Raw genomic sequence first — 23,869 nt, 5'->3', positions numbered from 1 at the left:
TCACTCGCCGGCGGGGCCGCACCGCGCTGGGCGTTCAACGCTCAGTGCCTCCCGGCCTGCCGACGGCGCACCTCGCGCCGCGTCCCCGCCTCACCCTTTGACGGAGCAACACGGCATTTGGTGCCCTGCGGGAACGCCCACCCTGACGCTAAGTCACACGAACCCACGCCGCCGGGTGAACGACTTATGGCGAGGCTAAACCGCGACCACCGAGCAATGCGGTTCCGACACGCACACAGGTCGACCCTCGCGCGATGGCGGCTTCGAGATCGCCGCTCATGCCCGCGGACAGCTCAGTGGCCTCCTGGTGGTCACGACGCAGTCTCTCAGCGGCGGCGGCGAGACGGTCGAATGCCGATCTGGGGTCGACGCCGAGCGGCGCGACGGCCATCAGGCCACGAAGCCGTAGATCACCCGTCCGGGCGACACCCTCGGCGAGCTCGTCGAGCTCCTCGATCGGGCAGCCGCCGCGCGCCGGATCCTCGTCCAGGCTCACCTGCAGCAGCACGTCCAGCGGTTGCTGCCGCTCGCCCGCATCCCTGGCGTTTCCCGCGGCCCTGCCGAGTGCCTCCGCGAGGCGGAGCGAGTCGACCGACTGGACCTCGGCCGCCCAGCGCGCCACCGAGCGGGCCTTGTTGCGCTGCAGCCTGCCCACCATGTGCCAACGGATGCCGGCGGCCGGCCGGAGATCCGCCACCTCGCGCACCTTTCCCGCGGCCTCCTGGTCGCGGTTCTCCGCGAGTTCGGTCACGCCGAGGTCGGTGAGCAGGGCTGCGTCGGCGGCGGGAAAGGTCTTGGTGACGGCGAGCAGGCGTACCTCGCCGGGTGCCCGGCCAGCTGCCACGCAGGCACGGCCGACGCGGTCCCGGACTTCGGCGAGCGACTCCGCGAGCTCGGTTCTGCGTTCTGCGAGGTCCATACCCAACGCCTACTCGATCCAGGTGACGGCGGCGATCCGGCCGGTCCGGTTCTGCCTGCGGTAGCTGAACAGCGTCTGGTCCTCGGCAGTGCAGCGCGGGTCGAGCCCGATCTTGCCGACACCGGCGTCCGCGAGTTGCCGCCACAGCCCGGCGCGCAGGTCGACACCGGCGGAACCGGACCGGCTGCGGCAGGCACTCCCCGGCAGATATGCCTCCACGTCGTCGGCCATCGACTTCGGCACCTCGTAGCACTCGCCGCAGATCGCCGGTCCCAGCAGGGCTTCCATGCGGTGCGGTTCAGCGCCCGCCGTCCGCATCGCCTCGAGCGTGGCCGGAACGACGCCGATTCGCGCACCGACCCGTCCGGCGTGTACCGCCGCGACGACTCCGGCTTCGGGGTCGCTGAGCAGGAGCGGCACGCAGTCGGCGACAAGTACGGCTACCGCGAGGCCAGGGGTGGCGGTGACCAGCGCATCGGTGGCCTCCGCCACAGCGCCTGGCGTCCAGTCCTCGCCGCCGACGAACGTGACCGTGCGGCCGTGCACCTGCTCCATCCAGGCCACCCGGTCCTCCGCGAGCCCGAGTTCCGCGGCGAGCCTGCGGCGGTTCGCGGCGACGGCAGCCGGGTCGTCGCCGACGTGGTCACCGAGGTTGAAGCTGTCGAAGGGCGGGCGCGACACGCCCCCATCCCTGGTCGTGACCACCCGACGAATCCGCAACGCTCGCCTCCCAGCGGGGTAACTACGTCTGCAAGTACCACCGAGCTTGATCAACTCGACGCACAACTACTGCCAAGCACCTGCACCGTACCGAGAAGACCACTACCAGCCGACACCAGCTTGGTAGCGGTTAGCGACGGTGTTGATCTTGCTTGGGGGTACTTGCAGACGCTCCTAGCGGCGCATGAAGGGCGGGACGTCGACGTCGTCGTCGGAGGGGTCGTCGGTGACGGGCACCGCACGGCCGGGCAGGCTGCCCTGACCACCGACCGGACCACCGGACCGGGGGGCGGGGTAGCCCCTGCTCCCCGTGCCGGGTTGCGGCAGCGAGCCGGAGTGCGAGCCGCTGCCCGACTGGCCGACCGGCGGCTGGGGACGCTGCGTCCCCGCCGACGGATAACCGTTGCCGCCGGAGACCGGCTGCTGGCTTCCGGCGCCGTGCGACTGCTGCCCGCCCGCGCCCATCGAGCCGGACGACCCGGAGGAACCGTTGGACCCGCCCGGCTGGCCCGAATCGGCCGAGGCCGTGGAACCGTTGCGGGACCCGAACGCCGCCGGATCGAGTTTCTTGTGCGTCGGCGCGCCGGCGTCGAAGCCCGCGGCGATGACCGTCACGCGCACCTCGTCACCGAGGGAGTCGTCGATGATCGTGCCGAAGATGATGTTGGCCTCGGGGTGCGCGGACTCCTGCACCAGCGACGCGGCCTCGTTGATCTCGAACAGGCCGAGGTCGGAACCGCCCGCGATGGACAGCAGCGCGCCGTGCGCCCCGTCCATGGAGGCCTCGAGCAGCGGTGAGTTGATCGCCTTCTCGGCCGCCTGCACGGCTCGCCCCTCGCCCCGGGCCGAGCCGATACCCATGAGCGCACTGCCCGCGCCGGACATCACGCTCTTCACGTCGGCGAAGTCCAGGTTGATCAGACCCGGGGTCGTGATCAGGTCGGTGATGCCCTGCACACCGGAGAGCAGCACCTCGTCGGCCGAGCGGAAGGCGTCCATCAGGCTCACGCCGATGTCGCCGAGCTGCAGCAGCCGGTCGTTCGGGATCACGATCAGCGTGTCGCACTCGTTGCGCAGCTGCTGGATTCCGTCCTCGGCCTGCTTGCCACGGCGCTTGCCCTCGAAGGAGAACGGCCTGGTGACGACGCCTATGGTGAGCGCGCCCAGCTTGCGCGCGATCTGCGCGACGACCGGGGCGCCACCGGTACCGGTGCCACCACCCTCGCCAGCGGTCACGAACACCATGTCGGCGCCCTTGATGACCTCTTCGATCTCCTCGCGGTGGTCCTCCGCGGCACGCTGCCCCACCTCCGGGGCCGCGCCTGCGCCGAGGCCGCGGGTCAACTCCCGGCCGATATCCAGCTTCACGTCGGCATCGGACATCAGCAGCGCCTGCGCGTCCGTGTTCACCGCGATGAACTCGACGCCTTTCAGGCCGACCTCGATCATCCGGTTCACGGCGTTCACGCCGCCGCCGCCGATACCGACGACCTTGATCACCGCGAGATAGTTGTGCGGGGGCGTCATCGGGTTCGCCTTCCTGATCGTGGTTGTTCGTACTGCCCGTTGGACCGTGACCCGACCAGCGATCTGTGCCCTCGGCAACTGTGCCCTCGGCCAAAACCCTTAACCTCAACTCAAGGCTTAGAGTTATGTCAACTACCAACGTTGATGCAGGACGGTAGGCATCCGCAACGCCCGAATCCAGCAGCCACGCCGCGTGTCACTGAACATGTTTTGCCACAAGGTGTTTCCGGTCCGTCCTCAGCGGACCCGTGAGACGGCCTCAGGCGGACAGCGGGAGCACCAGGATCGGCGAGGTCGTCGGCGCTCCGGTGGGAGATCCACCGTCCGGTTCCACGGTCACCGCCATCAGCGCGGTGGAACCGACGCCGTCGGACACGATGGGCGGCGTCGACCCCTGACCGAAGACCGCCGCCGAACGCGGGGTCTCCGAACCGTCGATCCGCCACAGTTCGTAGTCGTGGCCCTCGGGAGGTTCCGGCAGGTCGGAGGCCATGAACATCATCCGGTCCAACGACTTCGACGCCAGCACGATGCCCGCGCCGCCGATGGACGACGAGTTGTGCACCGTGCGCAGATCCGGCGCGGTCAGCAGGTCGGCGACGGGCTCGTACCGCTCCCTGGCCTGTTCCAGCTGCTGCTGCGCGGCCGTGAGTTCGTTCTGGGTGCTCAGGGTCATCCCGGCGAACACCCCGGCCAGTGCGAGCCCGACCACCGCGGCGGCCGCCGCGACCCCCATCATCCAGCGCGGCACTCCCGCGCTCCGGCGCGACCGTTCCCCCGGGTCCTGTCCGGACCCTGGCGGCTGCTGGCGGGTGCCGCGGACCTCGGCGAGGACGCGTTGTTTGAGCTCCGGTGGCGGGTCCTCCGCCACCGCGAGACCCAGCTTGGCCGCGGTGGCCCGCAGCTCCCGAACCTCCTGCCTGCAGGAATCGCACTCGTTCAGATGCCGCTGGAACCGGGCGCGCTCGTGCTCGTCGAGCGCGTCCACGGCGAAAGCACCCGCAAGCGTGTGCATCTCGGGCGAGGTCATGCGGCCACCCCCAAACAGTCTCGGAGCCGGATCAGGCCGTCCCGCAGCCGGGTCTTGATCGTTCCCTGTGGGGCCGACAGCACCTCGGCGACCTCGCGGTAGGTATATCCCTGGTAGTAGGCCAGCAGCACGGACTCGCGCTGCAGTTCCGTCAGGGTCGACAGACATCTGCGCACCTGCTGGCGCTCCAGCCGCCCGCTCACCGCCTCGGCCACCTCGTCGAACGGCCTGCCCCGACCCGCCTCGAAGGTGGCCTTCTGCTCGCGATCGGTGCTCGCCCTGGCCGAGCGCACCCGGTCCACGGCCCTTCGGTGCGCCAGGGTCATCGCCCAGTTCATCGCGCTCCCCCGGTCCGGGGAGTACCGGGTCGCGGTCCGCCAGAGTTCGACGAGCACCTCCTGGGTGACCTCCTCGGACTGCGCCACATCGCGCACCACCCTGCGCACGAGACCCATGATCGGCCCGGCCAACAGGTCGTAGAGCTGTTCGAAGGCACGCTCGTCCCCGCGCCCCACCGCGACAAGCAGGTCCTCGGCACTCGGCGCGGACGGCGGACCGTCCGGAACCGCCGAGATCGGTGACCGCTCCGACCGCGCGGCCCGCTTCGCGGAGTCATCCATGAAGTTCTCCCGCCCTCGAGATGCTCTGTGGCCTCGGGGCCCCTCGGGCCCAAAGGCCGATCGCGTGCCAGCGGATCAGCGCGGCAACGCGATGCGGGACGAACGGCCTGGCCAGGAGCATACGGACCAACCATCGAATAGTGGCGGGACGACGGACTCCGCGCACGATGGCCGCCAGCGCGGTGTCTCCCGCCCCCGTTCGCAGCACCACCGTGGCGATGAGCCGCGAGTCCGGTTCGGGCAGGTGCATCCGGTAGTGCCCGTCGATGCTCTGGAACGGCGAGACGTAGAACTCCTTGTCCGCGCTCGCCCTGTCTTCCGCGTCCGGACGGAGCAGATAGGCGTGCCTGCCGCGATAGGTGTTGTGCACCTCGGCGACGACGCACTCCAGCGCACCGTCCGGGCGGTGGCACCAGAAGACGGTGATCGGGTTGAACACATGGCCGAGCACCCGCGCGCTGGCCAGCATGAGCACCCGGCCACCCTGGAGGTCCACGCCCCGGGTGGCGAGCCAGGCGTCCAGTTTGGCGCGGATGCCACCCGGCTGCTCCGGGTCGAAGTGGTCCCTGCCGTCGAAGCGGGCGAACGGGCGTAGCCAGCCGGGCAGCGCCTGCGGTACGTCCAGATCCACCAGCCACAGGTACATCCGGTGCGCGAAGGACGCAGGCGGGTCGATGCGCCGCACGTGCGCGACCGTGGAGTCGTACAGGTAGGCCCCCGCGCTGCCGCTCACCAACGCACCCCCAGCGATCGGGCGGCACGGACACCGGCCGCGCAGCCGTCTTCGTGGAAGCCCCAGCCGTGGTAGGCGCCCGCGTAGGCGAGCACGCCGTCATTGAGTCCGGGCAGACCGCGCTGCGCGGCGACCGACTCCGGTGTGTACACGGGGTGCTCGTAGACGGCGTGGGCCAGTACCGCGTCGGCAGGAGGGGGAACCGGTGGGTTCAGGGTGACCACGTGGTCGCGTGTCTCGTCGAGACACATCAACCGGTTCATGTCGTAGCTGACCTGCGCCGCGCCGTTGTCACCGCCACAACTGGAGGCGGTGTAGTTCCACGCGGCCCTGGCGCCGGGCGCGGTGGGCAGTGCGCTGGAATCGGTGTGCAGGTACGCCTCGTTCCGGGAGTAACGGAAGGCGCCGAGCAGGTTGGCCTCGGCACGGGTGGGCGCCTCGAGCAGGCGCAGCGCCTGGTCGGGATGGGTGGCGATCACGGCGTGCGCGACCTGGTGCACCGAGTCGGCGTCGTCGCGAATCTCCACGCCGCGCGCCCGCCTGCGCACGGAACGCACCGGCGTCGACAGGTGCACGGCGGTGACCTGCTTGGCGGCCCGCTCGACATACTGCCGTGACCCGCCGACGACCGTCCGCCACTGAGGTGAGCCGGAGACCGACAACATGCCGTGGTTCTTCAGGAACTCGAACAGGTAGCGGGCCGGGTAGCGCCCGGTGTCGGCCCGGCCTGCGGACCAGACGGTGGCGACCACCGGCAGCATGAAGTGGTCGGTGAAGTACCGCGAGTACCGGCCGGCTGACAGGAACTCCGCGATGGTGAGTTCGCCACCGGCACCGCTGTCACTGCCTTCGAGGACCCTGCGGGCATGCGTGTGGAACCCTCTGACCTCGGCGAGCATCCGCAGGTAGCGGGGGTTGTGCAGGTTGCGGCGCTGAGCGAACAGGCCGCCGAACCCCTTCGCTCCGGCGAACTCGAGTCCGCACGCCGCGCACCCGATACTCATGGACGTCTCGACGTCCTGTGTGCGCACCCCCAACTCGCCGAACAGCCGCAGCAGGTTCGGGTAGGTCCGCTCGTTGTGCACGATGAAGCCGGAGTCCACCCCGATGGTCCCGCCGGTGGAACTGGGCACGTCGTGGGTGTGCGCGTGCCCGCCGAGGCGGTCGTCGGCCTCGAACAGGACGACGTCGTACTCCCGCTGCAGCAGGTAGGCCGCGGTCAGCCCGGCGACGCCGCTTCCGACGACGCCGACACGATCTCTGGTGGTCCGCACGATGGTGATTCGGCGCCGGTACCGAGGTGGATTGGCGGGAGCCGCCGACCAATCCGGCCGTCACCGCGCGCCGAACAACCGGTATGCGGACGACTCACGCCCACAGGATCGCCGGCTTCGCCGAGGAGTTGCTGGGCACCGGCCTCCCGGTCGGGCTACGGACATGGGACGGCGTCAGAGTCGGCCCTGAGGACGCACCGACGGTGGTCCTGCGCTCGCGGCGCGCGCCGCGATGGCTGCTCTACTCCCCTGGCGAACTGGGGCTGGCGAGGGCCTATGTGTCCGGCGATCTGGACGTGGAGGGCGACCTCACCGAGGGCTTCCGGCGGATGTGGGCACTCGCACGGTCGCGGGGCGGCGGTGTCCGGATCGGGGCCGGTGGCTGGGGCAGGGCCGCGGCACTGGCCGTCCGGCTCGGGCGGTCGGCCCGCCACCCCGCCCGCCGGTGGAGGAAGCGCGCCTGCGGGGCAGGCTGCACAGCCTGCGCAGGGACTCCTCCGCCATCGCGCTCCACTACGATCTCGGCAACGCGTTCTACTGATCTGCCGCAAGCTGGACCTGCGGCCTGGTATGCGCCTGCTCGACGTCGGCTGCGGCTGGGGCGCACTGCTGGTGCACGCGGCCAAACATCACGGGGTACACGCGGTCGGCGTCACCCTCTCGGCCGAGCAGGCCCAGCACGTGCGGGCGCGGGTCGCGACACTCGACCTGGACGACCGGGTGGAGGTGCGCAGGCAGGACTACCGGGACCTGCGCGACCAGCCCTTCGACGCGGTCGCCTCGGTGGAGATGGGCGAGCACGTCGGGGAGGAGAACTACCCGGACTACGCGGCCACTCTGCTGCGCATGCTCCGGCCCGGAGGGCGGGCGCTGCTGCAACAGATGTCCCGCGGCACCGTGGCGCCGGGAGGGGGCGCGTTCATCGAGCGCTACATCGCGCCGGACATGACGATGCGCCCGCTCTCGCGGACGGCACAGCACCTGGAAGGGGCAGGTTTCGAGCTCCGTGACGTGCACGCCCTGCGGGAGCACTACGTGCGCACGGTGCGAGCCTGGGCGGACACGCTGGAGCGGCGCTGGGACGACGCCGTGGCGTTGATCGGTGAGCGGGGCGCGCGGGTCTGGCGGCTCTACCTTGTCGGCGGTGCGCTCGCGTTCGAGGAGAACCGGATGGGCGTCGACCAGTTCCTCGCGGTGCGCCCGCACCCGGACGGCAGCAGCGGTTTCGCGTCGACAAGGGAGTGGTGATGAACTGGTCCGGCTTCGCCGCGCTGGCCGCCGTGACTGCGGCGGTCGTCCTCGGCGCGGTGGTACTCACCTTCGTCATCGCCCGGCTACGGCCCCGCTACGACACGATCGACACGCTGTGGGGCCTGGGCTTCGCCGTGGTCGCCGCGGTGGGATTCGCGCTCACCTCGGGCAGCGGAGCCACCCGCTACCTGGCAACGGCACTGACGATCATCTGGGGCATCCGTCTCGCTGTCCACCTGCACCTGCGCAACCGCGACAGGCCGGAGGACCCGCGCTATGCCGCGATGGTGGAGCGCGGTGGCGCCCATCCCGCGTTACGGATCTTCCTGCGGGTCTACCTCGTGCAGGCCGCGGTGCTCTGGTTCGTGTCCCTGCCGGTGCTCGCCGCGCAGGCCGGCGGCGCGGAGACCGGATTCGCTCCCCTGCTGTGGCTGGGAGCCACGGTGTGGGCCGCGGGCTTCGCGTTCGAGGTGATCGGCGACGAACAACTGCGGCGATTCAGGGCGGCTCCGGAGAACGCGGGAAAGGTCCTCGACACCGGTCTCTGGCGGTACTCACGGCATCCCAACTACTTCGGCGACGCCTGCGTGTGGTGGGGGTTGTACCTGCTGGCCTGCACCAGTTGGGTCGGTGTGGCGACCGTGCTCTCGCCCGTGGTGATGACGCTCCTGCTCGCGCGCGGGACCGGGAAGCCGTTGCTGGAGAAGGGCCTGCGGCAGTCCCGGCCCGGGTACTCCTACTACGTGGAACGCACCAGCGGGTTCTTCCCGCTACCGCCGCGAAGGCGCACTACTGGCCGGTCAGCCCGTCGGTGAGTTCGCGCAGCAGATCCAGGTGCCCCGCGTGTCGGGCGGTCTCCTCGATCATGTGCATCAGCACCCAGCGTGGCGTGATCGGGTGCCCGCGCGGCGTGGCCATCTCCTGGTCGAGATCGAGCTTCGCCGCGACCTCCCTGCTCCGCTCGCACTCCGCCTCGTAGCCGGCGATCAACTGGGAGACCGGGGTTCGGTCCGCGACGCGGAACTCCGCGTCCTGATCGGCCTCGAACGCCTCCCGCCAGGTGTCGGGCAGCGAATCCAGCACCACCCCGAACCAGTACTGCTCCACCCACGTGAGATGTGCCAGCAGACCGGCGATCGTGGTGAGTTCGCTGGGCACCAGCTTCTGACGCGCCTGCTCGTCGGTGAGGCCGCTGGCCTTCCAGACCACAGTGGCCCGCTGGTGATCGAGGAAACCGGTCAGCTGCTCACGTTCGGTCCCGACCTTGGACGGCTCCGGCCGCTCTGGCGCATCAGTCACCCCGCGAGCCTGCCAGGTGCACCGTCGTCCGTTCCACTGCATTTCACCGCCGCTGCAGTGCCCTGACGTTGTCGCCGAAGGTCCAGTTCCTCGACCCGTCCCAGTTGATGGACCAGGTCATCAGGCCCTTCAGCGCGCTGCCGTAGTTGTTCCACGCCTGCGCGACCAGACTTGTCGACATGTAGCCACCACCAGCGCCCGGCTGAGCGGGCAAACCGGGAACCTGCTTGTCGTAGGGGACACGAATGGTGGTGCCCTGAATGACGAGTCCCTGGTTCAGGCAGTCGGTCTGGGCGATGAATCCGCGGACCGTACCCGCTTGGTAGGAGTCGCCGGAGCAGCCGTACATGCTGCCGTTGTAGTACTGCATGTTGAGCCACCACAGTCGCCCGTTGTCGGCGTACTTCTTGATGATCGGCAGGTACGCACCCCAGATCGAACCGTAGGTCACGCTGCCGCCGGTGACATAGGCCGTTTCCGGCGCCATGGTGAGGCCGAAGTTCGCCGGCATCCTGGCGAGCACGCCGTCGATGATGTGCATCAGGTTGGCCTGCGAGGTCGACAACTGATTGATGTTTCCACTGCCGACGAGACCGGTTTCGATATCGATGTCGATTCCGTCGAAGTTGTATTTCTGCAGAATCGGTACCACTGTCTCGATGAATCTATCGGCCACAGCTCGCGAACCGAGATCGATACCGGCCGTCGCGCCACCGATCGACAGCAGAATCGTGAGACCGGCGGCCTTCGCAGCACACATCTCGGCGGGCGTGGCGACCTTGACGGTCCGGTCCATCCCGTCTTCCCACAGCACGGTGCCATCCGAACGAATGACCGGGAACGCCGCGTTGACCACGTTGTAGCCGTGCTCGCGAATACGTGGGTCGGTGATCGGAGTCCAACCCAGCGGCGGGTGCACACCGTTAGCCGCGCCGTCCCAGTTCTCCCAGTACCCGTGCAGCACTTTCCCCGTGGGCTTCGGTTTCCCGGGGCAGACTTCCCCCTGGGCCCCCGCCGGTGCAGCGTGGATGTCGCTGCCTGCAGCGATCTGACCGGTTAAAAGCGTCACAGAGAGCGCAACCGTGAGGCCGGCAGCGAGCAGCAGCCTCTTCCTGGTAGCCACGTCGGCCTCCTTCGTCCGGGATCCGTCCACAGCTTTATGGCAAAGTTCCCTATTTAAAGCAAGGCGTGGACGCGGAGTAAGTACTTAAGTATTGATCCGCAGTCCCCGCGCAGCCACCGCGGATTCCCGGAAGAATACGGGTTACACCACGGGGGCCGTACCACTGACGAAATAAGTGGTTACGGCAGTTGGACCACTACCTGCGACGGTTGTGATCTTTATCGCATTCTGCTTTCCTATTCTCCACCCTCCCTCTCCGCACGGCCGGCCGGTTTGTGCCCAACCTTTATTGGCCGGAGAAAGGAGCATTCCGTGACTGACGAGAAGGCAACTCCACAGGAGGAGGTTCAGAACGGCCCGAAATCGATTGACCGTAAGCACTTCCTCCACCTGGCGGCGGCTGCCGCCACTCTGCCCGCGATCGCCCTGACAACGGCCGCCACGGCGGGCGCAACCGGCGCCACGACCGAACACACAAAACCGTCCTCGCTGGAGCCGACACCCGAGTGCGACGACGGCGACGACCCCACACCGCCACAAACGGAAGGCCCGTACTTCAAACCGAACTCGCCCGCGCGAAGGTCGCTGCTCGAGCCGGGCATCCACGGCACGGTGCTCACGGTGACCGGCCGGATCTTCGCCGCACGGACCTGCCTGCCGCTGGAGCGGGTGCTGCTGGACTTCTGGCAGTGCGACGCGAGCGGCGTCTACGACAACCGCGGTTACCGTCTGCGCGGCCACCAGTACACCAACCCGAATGGCGACTTCTCCCTCACCACGATCTGGCCCGGCCTCTATCCCGGCCGGACTCGGCACATCCACGTCAAAGTGCAGGCGCCGTACCAGCGGATCCTCACCACGCAGCTCTACTTTCCCGGCGAGCCGCGCAATCCGCGCGACCCGATCTTCGACTCGCGCCTGCTGATGGAGATCAGCAACAACCCCGACGGCACCCGTAACGGTGCCTTCGATTTCGTTCTCAACGTCTGACGTTCCTGCGCATTCCGGCCATTTATCGAATCGACTGTCTACTTTGGAAGGTTAGTCATGCTGCCCGTAATCGCTGCTGCCGCCATGGCCGTCTCCACTGCATTTTCACCAGCGTCCGCTTCTGCCCTCGATCCACCCCCTGATGACAAAATCACCGTCGACGTACAAACCGTGAACGGTTCCGGCTGCCCCCGCGGTTCGGCGGCCGTCGCCGTCGCACCTGACAACACCGCCTTCACCGTGACCTACAGCGAGTATCTCGCCCAGGTGGGACCAGGGGCCGATCCAACCGAGTTTCGCAAGAACTGCCAGCTCAATCTGCTGGTCCACGTGCCACATGGCTTCACCTACGCCATCGCCCAGGCCGACTACCGCGGCTTCGCGCACCTGGCGCGCGGCGCGAACGGTCTACAGCAGGCCAGCTACTACATCCAGGGAACCTCTCCGACGAGCCGGATCAGCCACTCGTTCGCGGGGCCGTACAGCAACAACTGGCAGACCACCGACAAGAAGAACGTCACGGAACTGGTTTTCGCACCGTGCGGCGAGAACCGCGGCCTCAACGTGAACACCGAACTGCGCGTCGGCGCAGGCTCCTCGGATTCGCGCTCGACCAGCTTCATGGCCATGGACTCGACGGACGGGGGCGTGAACACGAAGTACCACTTCGCCTGGAAGCGATGCACGTCCTGAGTTCACCGAGGCTTGCGCGAATGAGCGCAGCACCGTCCCACGGCCGCTTCCCGTGCGGAAAGGCCGACCGTCCGTGAACGAACTTCGAGTCAGGAGATAACGATGCTTGCCATGTTAGCGGCTGCCGCCTTGGCCCTGTCGTCAGCTACATCACCTGTAGCCGGCACTACGCAAGGAACGCACTTCGACAATCCCCCGCTCGACGAGATCGTCATCGACGTCGTCACGGTCAACGGCTCCGGCTGTCCGATCGGCACCGCGGCCACCGCGGTCTCACCGGACAACAAGGCATTCACCGTGACCTACAGCAACTACCTCGCCCAGGTCGGCCCAGATGCGAAACCGACTGACTTCCGGAAGAACTGCCAACTGGCCCTGATCGTGCACGTGCCACAGGGCTTCACCTACGCAATCGCGCAGGCCGACTACCGGGGCTTCGCGCATCTGGAACGGGGCGCCACCGGTATGGAGAAGGCCAGCTACTACTTCCAGGGTATGTCGCAGACAACGCCGATCTCCCACACCTACCGTGGCCCGGTCAGTGACAACTGGCAGGCCACGGACACGGTCGACGTTGCCCAGCTGGTTTACAAACCCTGCGGGGAGGAGCGCAATTTCAACATCAACACCGAACTCCGGGTCAGCGCGGGTTCGTCGGATCCGACGAAGACGACGAGTTTCATGACGATGGACTCGACCGACGGCAGCATCAACACGACCTACCACTTCGCCTGGAAGCGGTGTCCTCGGACCTGAACCGCTGTCCCGCGGCGCCCGGGCGATGATCAGTCGTCCGGGCGCCACGCCACGCCCCGACCAACCCCCCACCTCCATCGCACTTTCCCGGGAAAGTGCGCGGCTGGAAACGCGCCGTCGCTGGTCCCAGGACTGGCTTCTCGCACTCTTATGGGAAAGTGCGATGGGCGACGGGGGGCGCTGTGGGCGATCGGGAGTGGCCGCTTGTCGGGCGTCTGCGGCGAGGCCGCTCAGGACACCGTCGGCAGTTCGGGGCTGGAGACGTCGTAGTTGGTCCCCTCCCTGGTCAGCAGCACCGCGAGCACCTTCGCCTTGCGGCCCGCCTGGTCGGCGTCGCCCCAGCGGACGGTCTTTCCGTCGTTCAGGGTCAGCACGACGCTGCCTGCCGTCTTCGCGCTCGCCGAGACCACCCGGTCCCGCAGATCCTTGGGGATCGCGACCAGTACACCGGTGACCGCCCTCGTCACCGGGTCCTCGGGAGCCACCCGCGGAAGCTTGAGTTCCGGAAGGCCCGACGGCTTCTCCGGGATCTCCTTGTACACCACGCCGGTGCCATCGACGAGGTGCAGCTTCTCGCCGGTGTTGTAGAACCCGATCGGAGTGCGTTCGCTGACCTCGATCGTCACCGTGCTCGGCCACGACCGGGACACGTCCACCGTCGCGACCCCCGGCAGGGCCCCGACCCGCTCCTGGATGTGGTCGGTGTCCAGCACGAACATCGACTCGCGGTCCGGCACGCCGGCCGCGGTGAGCACCTTCTCGGTGGACACCGCGGCATTGCCGAGCACCTCGACGGAGCGCACACCCAGCATCGACGTGAAGAACAGGAGATACACCAACGCGGCGACCGTGAGCACGCTGAGCAGCGCGACCCAGCGCCTGCGCAATGCCTTGCGCCGACTCGGACGGGTGCCGGTCCGGGCCCGCGCACTCTGCGGCCTCCGGCCTCTCGCCGTGCGAGCCGCCTGCCCCGAAGAAGTACGACGCGGCCGTTCGGCGGAGCCTCGCCCTCGCGCCGGTCGCCTGGTTCCCGCCTCACTCGCCGTGGCGGACGCAGAGCGCTCGGAGCCGTGCCCCGGTGACCGGCGGCGCCGGTCGCGCTCGCCCCTACTCACGCCGTCAGTCTCCCTCACCCCGCCGGTCCAGCTCGGTGATGATCTCCGGGCCGAGCTGGGTCACGTCGCCCGCGCCCATCGTCACCAGCAGGTCCCCCGGCCGCACCAACTCCGCCGCCAGTTGCACCGCGCGGTCGAAGGCGGGCTCGTAGTGCACACCCGCGCCGGAAATACGGTCGGCGATGAGCGCACCGGAAACACCGGGCTCCGGCTCCTCGCGCGCACCGTAGACATCGAGCACGATCACCTCGTCGGCCAACCCGAGCGCGTCGGCGAATTCTCGGGAGAACGTCTTGGTCCGCGAGTAGAGATGCGGCTGGAACACCACCACGACCCGGCCCTTGCCTGCCGAGTGCCGTACCGCCCGTAACTGGGCCGCGACCTCGGTCGGGTGGTGCGCGTAGTCGTCGTAGACCCGCACGTCCCTGGCGCGCCCCTTGAACTCGAAGCGCCGCCGCACCCCGCCGAACGCCGCAAGCCCCTCGGCGAGGCACTCCGCGGGGGCACCAAGTTCCAGGCCTGCCACCAGTGCGCCGACAGCGTTGAGCGCCATGTGCTCGCCGGGAACCGCGACACCAACATCGAGCTTCTCGCCCCGCAGCAGAACCTGCACGGTCCCACCCTCCTCGGTCGGCGAGTACCCCAGCACGCGGGCGTCGCCCTCCCCCGAAACGAAGCGACCGTAGCGGAGCACCCGCACCCCTTCGGCCTCCGCTCGCGCGGCCAACTCCTCGGCAGGCGCGTCGTCGGCACACACGATCAGGACCCCCCCGGGGGCGATCCGCCGGGCGAACTCGGTGAAGACCGCGACGTAGGCCTCGGCGGTGCCATGGTGGTCCAGATGGTCGGGCTCGACGTTGGTCACCACAGCGACGGACGGGGAGTAGGCCAGAAATGATCCGTCGCTCTCGTCGGCCTCCGCCACGAAAAGCCCGCCCTCGCCGTGGTGGGCGTTGGCACCGGACTCGTTCAGGTCCCCGCCGATCGCGAACGACGGGTCGAGCCTGCAATGCTGCAACGCCACCGTGAGCATCGAGGTCGTGGAGGTCTTGCCGTGGGTACCCGCGATGCACGCGACCCGGTGGCCCTCCATGAGTCCGGCGAGCGCCTCGGCCCGGTGCAGCACCGGGATCCCGCGCTGGCGGGCGGCGGCCAGCTCCGGGTTGGTCTCCTTGATCGCGGTGGAGACCACGACCGCGGAAGGGGCCTCGCCGAACAGGTCGAGGTTGTCCGCGCGCTGACCGATGGCGATCTCCGCACCCTGCGCCCGCAGAGTGAGAAAGGCCCGGGTGTCCTTCGCGTCCGAGCCGGACACCTGCCCACCCCTGGCCAGCAGGATGCGCGCGATCCCGCTCATCCCGGCCCCGCCGATCCCGATCAGGTGCGCGCGCCGCAGCACCTCGGGAAGTTCGGCGGCAACCGCCGTCGCGGCGCCGTCTTCGTCACGCACCAGCTGCCTCCAGCACCATCCTGGCCAAGACCTCGTCGGCCTCACGATGTCCCATTCCCACGGCCGCCGCACTCATTTTCCGCAATCTGTCGGAATCGGCGACCAACGGGACCACCTGCTCGACCACGGTAGTGGTCGTCAGGGACGCGTCGTCGATCAACAGCGCCGCCCCCGCGTCCACCGCAGGCTGGGCGTTGAGCGCCTGTTCGCCGTTGCCGTGCGGCAACGGGACGAAGACCGCGGGCAGTCCCACCGCGGAGACCTCCGCGGCCGTCATCGCCCCCGACCGGCACAGCACCGCGTCCGCGGCTGCGTACGCCAGGTCCATCCGGTCCAGATACGGAACCGGCAGGTAGGCGGGCTTTCCCGGGAAGTCCTGCACGACGAGCGTGTTCTTCGGTCCGTGCGCGTGCAGGACACCGATTCCCGCTTCCGCCAGCTCCCGCGCAGCGCCGGACACCGCCGTGTTGATCGAACGCGCACCCTGCGACCCGCCGAACACCAGCAGGGTCGGCGCGTTCGGGTCGAGCCCGAAGTACGCCCGCGCCTCCGCGCGCAACCCCGGCCGGTCGAGGGTGGTGATGGAACGGCGCAGTGGAATCCCGACGACCTGTGCGCCAGGCAGCGGCGTTCCCGGTACGGCGGTGGCGACGGTGTGCGCGAAGCGTGCGCCCACCTTGTTCGCCAGTCCCGGATGCTTGTTCGCCTCGTGCACCACGATGGGGACCCTGCCGCGAGCGGCGAGGTAGGCGGGCAGCGCGACGTAGCCGCCGAACCCGACCACCACGTCGGCGCGCACCCGGTCCAGCACCTCCCGGGTGCGCCTGACCGAATCGCGCACCTTCAACGGCAGCCGGAGCAGCTCCGCCGACGGTTTGCGCGGCATCGGGACGGGCGGGACCAGTTCGAGCGGGTAACCACGCTCGGGTACCAGGGTGTTCTCCAGCCCGCGTGCGGTGCCGAGCGCGACGACCTTCGCGTCGGGGCGCAGGCGCAGGACCGCATCGGCCAGTGCCATCGCGGGTTCGATGTGCCCGGCCGTTCCACCACCGGCCACCACCACCGTGGGTGCCCTTCCTGCCGGGGACGCGCCCTCCGCAGTTTCCTTCGCCGGACGGCTCTCCACGCCGTCACCGCCCGTTGCCGGCTCTGTCACCGATGTCCTCTCCGAGTCGAACCACCACGTGTCGCGCTCCCGCGTGCCGTACCGCCCCGGCCCGAGCCACCGCGTGTCGCGGACCGCCGACCGTACTCGGGTGCGGCCCTTCGGCGTTCGGCGGTCACACTCGACCGCGCACCCCGCGCCGCCGGCCTTCCGGTGCGGCCGGAGCCGCCCCGGCTGCTGGTCCTGCGCTTTGCGGGCGGCCGATAGGGATCCGGTGCGGGCAGTCGCATGAGCGTGCCGAACTTACCCGGTCCCTGTGTGCGCAGTGCGGCCACCGCCTCCGGCTCGTGGCGAGCGCAGTTGGCGAGAATCCCGAACAGCAACATGGTGACGACGAGCGAGGTGCCGCCGTAGGAGATCAGCGGCAGCGTCACGCCGGTGACCGGCAGCAGACTGACCACATAGCCGATGTTGATCGCCGCCTGCGCGACCAGCCAGGCGGTCAGCGTGCCCGCGACGATCCGGATCCACGGATCGAGGTTGCGCACCGCGATCCGCAACCCGACGCTGGCCAGCAGGCCGAAGAGGCCGATCACGGCGAGACAGCCGACGAAGCCGAGTTCCTCCCCGATCAGCGCGAAGATGAAGTCGTGCTCGACGTTGGGCAGGTACCGCCACTTCGACTGGCCCTGTCCGAGTCCCTTGCCGAACAGTCCGCCGTCGGCGAGCGCGTAGAGCGCCTGGGTGGCCTGCAGCCCCTTGCCCTGCGGATCGCTGCCCGGATTGAGGAAGGTCATCACCCGGTCGAGCCGGTACTGGGAGACCAGCGCCAGCAGCACCGCCCCCGCCAGCGCACCGGACAGGATCACCGCGAAGAGCCGTTTGGGGGCGCCCGCGAACCACAGCAGGGAGATCAGCACGACCCCGAGGGTGATCGTCCCACCCAGATCGGGCTGGGCCATCACCAGCGCGAACATCAGCAGCGCCGCGGGCACGACCGGCACCAGGAGGTGCCGCCACTGGTGCAGCACGTTGTACTTGGTCACCAGGATGTGCGCGCCCCACAGCGCGAGCGCGACCTTCGCGACCTCGACCGGCTGCAGCGAGAGCGGGCCGACCTGGAACCAGCCCTGGGAGCCGTTGACGGTGGTGCCGAGCGGGGTGAGGACGAGCGCGAGCAGCCCCAGACCCATCACCATGCCGGTGGAGGCGAGCGCGCGAATGCGCTTCAGCGGTATGCGCAGCCCGATCCAGAACACGACGGCACCGAGCACCACGAACAGCATGTGCTTCTGGAACTGGGCGTACACGGAACTGCCGTCACCGGGAGCGTAGGAGGCGACCGAGGACGCCGAGAGCACCATGACGATACCGATGGTGGTGAGCAGGCCGCACACGGCGAGGATCAGGTGGAAGTCGGCGAGTGGCCGGGACAGCCACGCGGTGAGCGCCGTGCGCAGCGCGGCCACACCGCGCTCGGGACGGTCCCGCTGACGGCGGCGGCTGCTCCGCGGCGACTTCCGCCTGCCGGCCCGCCCGGTCTCGGGGTCGCCCTCAACCACCGTCATGGTGCTGTTCCCGCGCGCCGTCCACCCCATCCGCTTCCGTCAGCGCCCGCACCGCGGCGGTGAAGGCGTCACCCCGCTGGGCGTAGTCACGGAACATGTCCAGGGAGGCAGCGGCGGGCGCGAGCAGCACCACATCTCCGGGTCGCGCCATCGCGCTGGCCGCACTCACCGCCGCAGTCATGGGCTCATCGTCACCCGGAAGTAGTCGCCGGACGGGTACATCCGGGGCGTGTCGCGCAACAGCGGCGGCGATCACGTCGGAATCGACCCCGAGCAGGACGACGCCGCGAAGGCGATTCGCGGCCCCGGCCACGAGTTCGTCGACCGAGGCGCCCTTGAGCTGGCCACCGGCGATCCACACCACGTTCGGGTGGGCATGCAATGATCCGGCGGCGGCGTGCGGATTGGTGGCCTTCGAGTCGTTGACGTAGCGGACTCCGCCTGCCTCGCCCACCTCGACGGCCCGGTGCGCCGCGGGCGTGTAGGCGCGCAGCCCATCCGCGACGGCGTGGGCGGGCACCCCGTTGGCCCTGGCCAGTGCCGCCGCGGCGAGCGCGTTGGCGACGTTGTGCGGGCCGGCGGGCCGAACGTCGGCTAGCGTGGCGAGTTCCTCGGCCGCGTGCACCGGGTCGGCAACGAAGGCGCGGTCCACCAGCAGGTCCTCGACCACCCCGAGCTCTCCGGAGCGCGGGGTCGCCAGCGTGAAGGCCGTCCGCGCCGCGCCTTCGGGCGCGTGCTCGTCGGCCAGCCGGGTGGACCACTCGTCGGCGAGGTTGTGCACGACCGTGCCCGAGCGGTCGTGGATCGTGCCCTTCGCCGCCGCGTACCCGGCCATCGAACCGTGCCAGTCGAGGTGGTCCTCGGCGACGTTCAGCACGACCGAGGCGAGCGGCGCGAGGGTGTTCGACCAGTGCAGCTGGTAGCTCGACAACTCGACGGCGAGCACCTGGTGCCCGGCCAGCACGGCGTCGAGCACGGCGAAACCCACGTTTCCGCAGGCCACCGCGTCCTGCCCGGCCGCGCGCAGAATCGACTCCAGCATGCCGACCGTGGTGGTCTTGCCGTTTGTGCCGGTGACCGCGAGCCACACGGGCGGACGGGGCAGTTCCCGGCCGATGCGCCACGCGAGCTCGACGTCGCCGATGACCTCGACGCCCTCAGCCGCCGCCGTCGTGAGCAACGGGGACGACGGCCGCCACCCGGGGCTGGTCACCACCAGCGACGTGCCTTCGGGCGGCACGTCGAGCCCCGGCACCAGCCGGGCTCCCGGCACGGACAGCTCCGCGAGGCGCTCGGGGTCGCCGTCGGTGACGGTCACCTCCGCGCCCATGTCCACCAGCGCGGCCGCCACCGATCTCCCGGTCACGCCCGCACCGGCCACGAGGACACGGTCCCCTCGGAACACGGGCCTAGCCTCCCGCCGCGCCGAGCTGCTCGCTGTAGAACAGGCCGAGGCCGAACATGCAGCAGATCGCCGCGAGCAGCCAGAACCGGATGATGACCGTCGTCTCCGCCCAGCCCGCGAGTTCGAAGTGGTGATGGAACGGCGCCATCCGGAACAGTCGACGCCGGGTGGTGCGGAAGACCGCGATCTGTGCGACCACCGACAGCATCTCGACCATGAACAGCCCGCCGATCACGATGGCCAGCAGCTCGGTGTGGGTGGTGATGGACAGGCCTGCCACGAGCCCGCCGAGGGCCAGCGAACCGGTGTCCCCCATGAAGATCTTCGCCGGTGCCGCGTTCCACCAGAGGAATCCGACGCACGCACCCGCCGCCGCCGCGGCGACCACGGCCAGGTCGAGCGGGTCGCGCACGGCATAGCAGGCGGCCTGCGGGGTCTCCGCGCAGCTGAGCCGCGCCTGCCAGAAGGAGATGACCACGTAGGTCGCAAGCACCATCGCCGAAGCTCCGCCGGCGAGCCCGTCAAGGCCGTCGGTGAAGTTGACCGCGTTGGACCAGCCGGAGATCACGACGTAGCAGAAGATTACGAAGATCACCACGGGAAAGGTGATCAGCGCCAGGTCACGAACGTAGGACAGGTTGCGCGTGGCGGGCGTGAGGCCGGACTCGTCGGCGAACTGCAGGACCAGGATCGCGAAGGTCACCGCGACGACGAGCTGCCCGACGAGCTTGGCCGTCTTGTTCAGCCCAAGGTTGCGCTGCTTGCGGATCTTGATGAAGTCGTCGAGGAAACCGACGATGCCCAGCGCGACGGCCAGGAACAGCACGATCAGGCCGGAGGCCGACGGCCCGTCGCTGGTGGAACCGCGCATCCAGTCCAGGAAGTGGGCCACGAAGTAGCCCACGACCATCGCGACGATGATCGCGACACCGCCCATGGTGGGCGTGCCGCGCTTGGACCTGTGGCCCTGCGGGCCCTCCTCGCGGATCTCCTGCCCGAACCCCTGCCGGGAGAACACCCGGATCAGGTACGGGGTCAGAAGGATGGAGACCAGCAGGCCGACCGAGGCCGCGATCAGGATGCTGATCACCGCGCACCGTCCCGTCTCGTCGCGTCTTCGATCGGCTCAGCCTTGCTGGACTCGGTCTCGGCCAGCACCGCGTCGGCCACGCGCCACAACTGCGCGACCTTGGAGGCCTTGACCAGCATCACGTCATCCGGCCGCAACTCCGCGCGCAGCAGCGCGATCGCGGCGTCGGTGTCGGGTACCAGGACCGACTCCTCTCCCCAAGATCCCTCGTGGCTCGCGCCGAGATGCATCGGTACGGCGGCGGAGTCCTCCCCGCCGACGACCACGAGCCTGTTGATGTTGAGCCGGACGGCGAGGCGGCCGATCTCATCGTGCGCCGTCACGCTATCGGCCCCGAGTTCGCCCATCACACCGAGTACCGCCCACGAACGGCGGCCCCGGCTCATCGAGGCCAGCGTCTTCAGCGCGGCCCGCACCGACTCCGGGTTGGCGTTGTAGGAGTCGTTCAGCACCGTCAGACCGTCGGCGCGGGTGCTGACCTCCATCCGCCTGTCGGAGCGGCGCTGCACGGCTCCCAGCCGCCTCGCGACGTCCGCAACGGGGCACCCGAGTTCCAGCGCCACCGCGGCCGCGGCGAGGGCGTTGGCGACATGGTGCTCGCCGTACAGCGGCAGGGTCACATCCCCCTCCCCCACCGGGGTGACGAGACGGAACGACGCCCTGGCCTGGTCGTCGAGGGTGACGTTCTCGGCCCGCACCGTCGCGGTCGCGTTCTCACCGAAGCCGACGACCCGTGCGTTCGTGCGCCGGGCCATGGCCGCGACCAGCGGGTCGTCCATGTTCAGCACGGCGACGCCGCCGTTGTCGGCGGAGGGCAGCGCCTCGGCGAGCTCGCCCTTGGTCTTCGCGATCCCCTCCCGGGAGCCGAACTCGCCGACATGCGCGCTGCCGACGTTGAGCACGACGCCGATCCTCGGTGGCGCCACCGAGGCGAGCTCGGCGATATGGCCGGGTCCACGGGCGGAGAGTTCGAGCACCAGGTGCCGGGTGCCGGAGTCGGCGCGCAACGCGGTCCACGGGTGGCCGAGCTCGTTGTTGAACGAACCCGGGGGCGCGACGGTCGGACCCAGCGGTTCGAGCAGCTGCGCGATCAGGTCCTTCGTCGAGGTCTTGCCGGAGGAGCCGGTGACACCGACGACCGTCAGTTCCTTGCCGGACAGCTCGGTGACGACGTGCCGGGCGAGCTTGGCCAGCGCGGCGAGCACCGCGGCACCCGCTCCGTCGGTGTCGCCCGCGAGCGCCACCGACCGCTCGTGCGCCTCACCTTCGGCGAGCGGCGGCACGATGACCGCGGGCGCGTCCACCGCGCGCGCGGCGAGCACGGCGACGGCACCGGCCTCGATCGCCCGCGCGGCGAACGTGTGCCCGTCGACGCGCTCGCCGGGCAGGGCGACGAACAGCCCGCCTGGCTCCAGTGCGCGCGAGTCGAACTCGACCCCGGCGGTGACCTGCTCGGCCCCCTCGGCACGGTGCAGGCTGCCGCCGACGATCCTGGCGATCTCGGCGAGCGTCAGTGCGATCACGCGTTCACCTCGAGCTGGTGAGAGTTATGCACAACTCGGTTGACGGGAAGGGCCCCCGTTGAGGCATGCTTTTCTGCCGCGGTAGGGGCTGCTCGCGGCGGCCGGGTGCTGGTGACCTGCGCGCGGTAGCCGCACCTGCGTACGTGCATAACACTCATTTGTATAAGCCTCGGTCCCTGATGGCTGCCTCCAGTTCGTCTCGGTCGGAGAAGGGATGCACGACACCGCCCACATCCTGGCCGGTCTCGTGTCCCTTGCCCGCGACGAGGACCACGTCACCGGGTCCCGCCCTGCGGACGGCCTCCACGATCGCCGCCCTGCGGTCGCCGATCTCGACGATCTCGCCGCCGACCGCGGGGCCCACACCACGGGCTCCCGCGAGCATCGCGGCGCGGATCGCCTCGGGGTCCTCGCTGCGGGGGTTGTCATCGGTCACGATCAACACGTCGCTGCCCCTGGCAGCGGCCTCGCCCATCAGCGGACGCTTCGCGGTGTCCCGGTCGCCCCCGCAACCGAGGACCGTGATGATCTTGCCCTCAGTGCGGGCTCGCAGCGCCTGCAGTGCCTGTCCGACGGCGGCGGGCTTGTGCGCGTAGTCGACGACCGCGGTGAACTGCTGGCCGAGGTACACCCGTTCCATCCGGCCGGGCACCTCGACGGTGGCGAGCCCGTCGACGATGTCGTCGATCGGCACCCCGGCGGCGTCCAGGACAGCGGCCGCGAGCACGGCGTTGGCCACGTTGAAGGTGCCGGGCAACGGCAGTGTCGCCCGCGCGGTGAGACCGCCGGGGCCGTGCAGCCGGAAGGACTGCTCCCCCGTGGGGGTGATCGCCATGTCCGACGCCCGCCACGACGCGGGGCTGTCCGCCTCGATCGAGGCCGTGACGGTGTGCGGGCGGATCAACGCGTGTCCCCATGCGGAGTCCAACATGACGACCTCGGCGGTGGAGCGGCCGTCGAACAACATCGCCTTCGCGGCGAAGTAGTCCTCCATGTCCCGGTGAAAGTCCAGGTGGTCCTGCGAGAGGTTGGTGAAGGCACCCACAGTGAACCGGGTGCCGTTTACGCGCCCCAGTGAGAGCGCGTGACTGGACACCTCCATGGGCACGTGTGTCACGCCCTGCTCGACCATCACCGCGAACAGCGCCTGCAGGTCGGGCGCCTCGGGGGTGGTGAAGGCGCTGGAAAGGCGCTGCCCGGCGATCCTCGTCTCCACGGTGCCGATGAGTCCCGTGGTCCGGCCCGCCGCGCGCAGCCCGGACTCGACGAGGTAGGCGGTGGTGGTCTTGCCCGAGGTCCCGGTGACCCCGAGCACGGACAGCCGCAGGGACGGTTCGCCGTAGATCCAGGCCGCGATCGGACCGAGGATGTCCCTCGGGTCCGGGTGCACGAGAACGGGGACCGGTGAGTCACGCAGCGCGGGACGGTCCGCGCCTGCCTGGTCGGTGAGCACAGCGGCCGCGCCGGCGGCGATGGCCTGGTCCGCGAAGTCCGCGCCGTGCGCCCTGGCGCCGGGCAGCGCCGCGAAGAGATCACCGGGAAGTACCTGCTGGGCACGCAAGGTCGCGCCGGTCAGGACCGTATCGGTCTCCGGGCCGTCATCGATTCCGGGGAACAGCCTGGCGTCGGCGCGCGCAGCGAGCATCGTGAGCGGCACCGGCTCGATTCGGGCAGGCCG

At 69.5% G+C, this 23,869-nt stretch carries 21 protein-coding genes and 1 pseudogene; 5 read left to right on the top strand and 17 right to left on the bottom strand.

The window, feature by feature from the left end; translation table 11 throughout:
* Positions 1-184 precede the first annotated feature (184 nt).
* From BM199_RS17230 to BM199_RS17200, 7 genes are all read right to left on the bottom strand, one after another.
* Entirely contained in the window at positions 185-919 is a 735-nt protein-coding gene (locus tag BM199_RS17230; protein ID WP_091674232.1) for a YggS family pyridoxal phosphate-dependent enzyme, read from the bottom strand.
* Positions 920-928: 9 nt separating this feature from the next.
* Positions 929-1,639 (bottom strand): peptidoglycan editing factor PgeF, encoded by a 711-nt coding sequence (pgeF, locus tag BM199_RS17225; protein ID WP_091674231.1) that lies wholly within the window; start codon positions 1,637-1,639, stop codon positions 929-931.
* Positions 1,640-1,813: 174 nt separating this feature from the next.
* The gene (gene ftsZ / locus BM199_RS17220) at positions 1,814-3,166 is read right to left on the bottom strand and encodes a cell division protein FtsZ (protein WP_091674230.1); all 1,353 of its coding nucleotides are present in this window, start codon (positions 3,164-3,166) and stop codon (positions 1,814-1,816) included.
* Positions 3,167-3,425: 259 nt separating this feature from the next.
* Entirely contained in the window at positions 3,426-4,196 is a 771-nt protein-coding gene (locus tag BM199_RS17215; protein ID WP_091674229.1) for an anti-sigma factor, read from the bottom strand.
* A complete protein-coding gene (gene sigK / locus BM199_RS17210) occupies positions 4,193-4,816 on the bottom strand; it encodes an ECF RNA polymerase sigma factor SigK (protein WP_091674228.1) in 624 nt (207 codons plus the stop codon). Before sigK ends, BM199_RS17215 begins: the two co-directional genes overlap by 4 nt.
* On the bottom strand, positions 4,809-5,549 hold the full coding sequence (locus BM199_RS17205) for a DUF1365 domain-containing protein (protein WP_091674227.1): 741 nt from the start codon (positions 5,547-5,549) through the stop codon (positions 4,809-4,811). Before BM199_RS17205 ends, sigK begins: the two co-directional genes overlap by 8 nt.
* Entirely contained in the window at positions 5,546-6,823 is a 1,278-nt protein-coding gene (locus BM199_RS17200; RefSeq protein ID WP_091674226.1) for an NAD(P)/FAD-dependent oxidoreductase, read from the bottom strand. The genes BM199_RS17205 and BM199_RS17200 overlap by 4 nt, the downstream gene beginning before the upstream one ends.
* Positions 6,824-6,906: 83 nt before the next feature.
* On the opposite strand from BM199_RS17200, the pseudogene BM199_RS17195 reads away from it, so the two are divergent.
* Both BM199_RS17195 and BM199_RS17190 read left to right on the top strand, forming a co-directional pair.
* A pseudogene (locus BM199_RS17195) lies at positions 6,907-8,071 on the top strand (class I SAM-dependent methyltransferase).
* On the top strand, positions 8,071-8,889 hold the full coding sequence (locus tag BM199_RS17190) for a DUF1295 domain-containing protein (protein ID WP_091674225.1): 819 nt from the start codon (positions 8,071-8,073) through the stop codon (positions 8,887-8,889). The pseudogene BM199_RS17195 and the gene BM199_RS17190 overlap by 1 nt, the downstream one beginning before the upstream one ends.
* Here BM199_RS17190 and BM199_RS17185 read toward each other — a convergent pair.
* Positions 8,864-9,373, bottom strand: a complete 510-nt coding sequence (locus BM199_RS17185; RefSeq protein ID WP_091674224.1) for a DinB family protein — start codon at positions 9,371-9,373, stop codon at positions 8,864-8,866. The two genes, BM199_RS17190 and BM199_RS17185, sit on opposite strands and share 26 nt — an antisense overlap.
* Before the next feature lie 43 nt (positions 9,374-9,416).
* The gene (locus BM199_RS17180; protein ID WP_425425543.1) at positions 9,417-10,421 is read right to left on the bottom strand and encodes a chitinase; all 1,005 of its coding nucleotides are present in this window, start codon (positions 10,419-10,421) and stop codon (positions 9,417-9,419) included.
* A gap of 387 nt (positions 10,422-10,808) precedes the next feature.
* On the opposite strand from BM199_RS17180, the gene BM199_RS17175 reads away from it, so the two are divergent.
* The 3 genes from BM199_RS17175 to BM199_RS17165 all read left to right on the top strand — a co-directional run bounded on the left by BM199_RS17175 (position 10,809) and on the right by BM199_RS17165 (position 12,935).
* A complete protein-coding gene (locus BM199_RS17175; RefSeq protein WP_245788410.1) occupies positions 10,809-11,486 on the top strand; it encodes a dioxygenase family protein in 678 nt (225 codons plus the stop codon).
* Between the two features lie 57 nt (positions 11,487-11,543).
* A complete protein-coding gene (locus BM199_RS17170) occupies positions 11,544-12,179 on the top strand; it encodes a DUF4360 domain-containing protein (protein WP_091674223.1) in 636 nt (211 codons plus the stop codon).
* A gap of 102 nt (positions 12,180-12,281) precedes the next feature.
* Positions 12,282-12,935, top strand: coding sequence for a DUF4360 domain-containing protein (locus tag BM199_RS17165; RefSeq protein WP_091674222.1), 654 nt, complete (start codon positions 12,282-12,284; stop codon positions 12,933-12,935).
* 230 nt (positions 12,936-13,165) lie between these two features.
* Here the strand turns inward: BM199_RS17165 and BM199_RS17160 are convergent, their stop codons facing one another.
* The 8 genes from BM199_RS17160 to BM199_RS17125 all read right to left on the bottom strand — a co-directional run bounded on the left by BM199_RS17160 (position 13,166) and on the right by BM199_RS17125 (position 23,836).
* Positions 13,166-14,050 (bottom strand): cell division protein FtsQ/DivIB, encoded by an 885-nt coding sequence (locus tag BM199_RS17160; protein ID WP_091674221.1) that lies wholly within the window; start codon positions 14,048-14,050, stop codon positions 13,166-13,168.
* A gap of 4 nt (positions 14,051-14,054) precedes the next feature.
* Complete coding sequence (murC, locus tag BM199_RS17155) at positions 14,055-15,500, bottom strand: UDP-N-acetylmuramate--L-alanine ligase (RefSeq protein ID WP_091674220.1); 1,446 nt, start codon at positions 15,498-15,500, stop codon at positions 14,055-14,057.
* Positions 15,493-16,626, bottom strand: coding sequence for an undecaprenyldiphospho-muramoylpentapeptide beta-N-acetylglucosaminyltransferase (gene murG, locus BM199_RS17150; protein ID WP_091674288.1), 1,134 nt, complete (start codon positions 16,624-16,626; stop codon positions 15,493-15,495). The genes murC and murG overlap by 8 nt, the downstream gene beginning before the upstream one ends.
* Before the next feature lie 26 nt (positions 16,627-16,652).
* Positions 16,653-18,173 carry a putative lipid II flippase FtsW gene (gene ftsW / locus BM199_RS17145; protein WP_091674287.1) on the bottom strand — a complete coding sequence of 507 codons (1,521 nt, stop codon included), beginning with the start codon at positions 18,171-18,173 and terminating at the stop codon, positions 16,653-16,655.
* Positions 18,160-19,578: a UDP-N-acetylmuramoyl-L-alanine--D-glutamate ligase gene (gene murD / locus BM199_RS17140; protein ID WP_091674219.1), complete on the bottom strand. Its 1,419-nt coding sequence runs from the start codon at positions 19,576-19,578 to the stop codon at positions 18,160-18,162. Before murD ends, ftsW begins: the two co-directional genes overlap by 14 nt.
* Before the next feature lie 4 nt (positions 19,579-19,582).
* A complete protein-coding gene (gene mraY, locus BM199_RS17135) occupies positions 19,583-20,668 on the bottom strand; it encodes a phospho-N-acetylmuramoyl-pentapeptide-transferase (protein WP_091674218.1) in 1,086 nt (361 codons plus the stop codon).
* Entirely contained in the window at positions 20,665-22,191 is a 1,527-nt protein-coding gene (locus BM199_RS17130) for a UDP-N-acetylmuramoyl-tripeptide--D-alanyl-D-alanine ligase (protein WP_091674217.1), read from the bottom strand. Before BM199_RS17130 ends, mraY begins: the two co-directional genes overlap by 4 nt.
* A gap of 154 nt (positions 22,192-22,345) precedes the next feature.
* Positions 22,346-23,836 (bottom strand): UDP-N-acetylmuramoyl-L-alanyl-D-glutamate--2,6-diaminopimelate ligase, encoded by a 1,491-nt coding sequence (locus BM199_RS17125; RefSeq protein ID WP_245788420.1) that lies wholly within the window; start codon positions 23,834-23,836, stop codon positions 22,346-22,348.
* Positions 23,837-23,869 lie beyond the last annotated feature (33 nt).

This window comes from Amycolatopsis marina, assembly GCF_900111885.1.
Lineage (GTDB): Bacteria > Actinomycetota > Actinomycetes > Mycobacteriales > Pseudonocardiaceae > Amycolatopsis > Amycolatopsis marina.
Note: the sequence above shows the minus strand (reverse complement) of the source record. Positions and strands in the feature narration are given on the sequence as shown.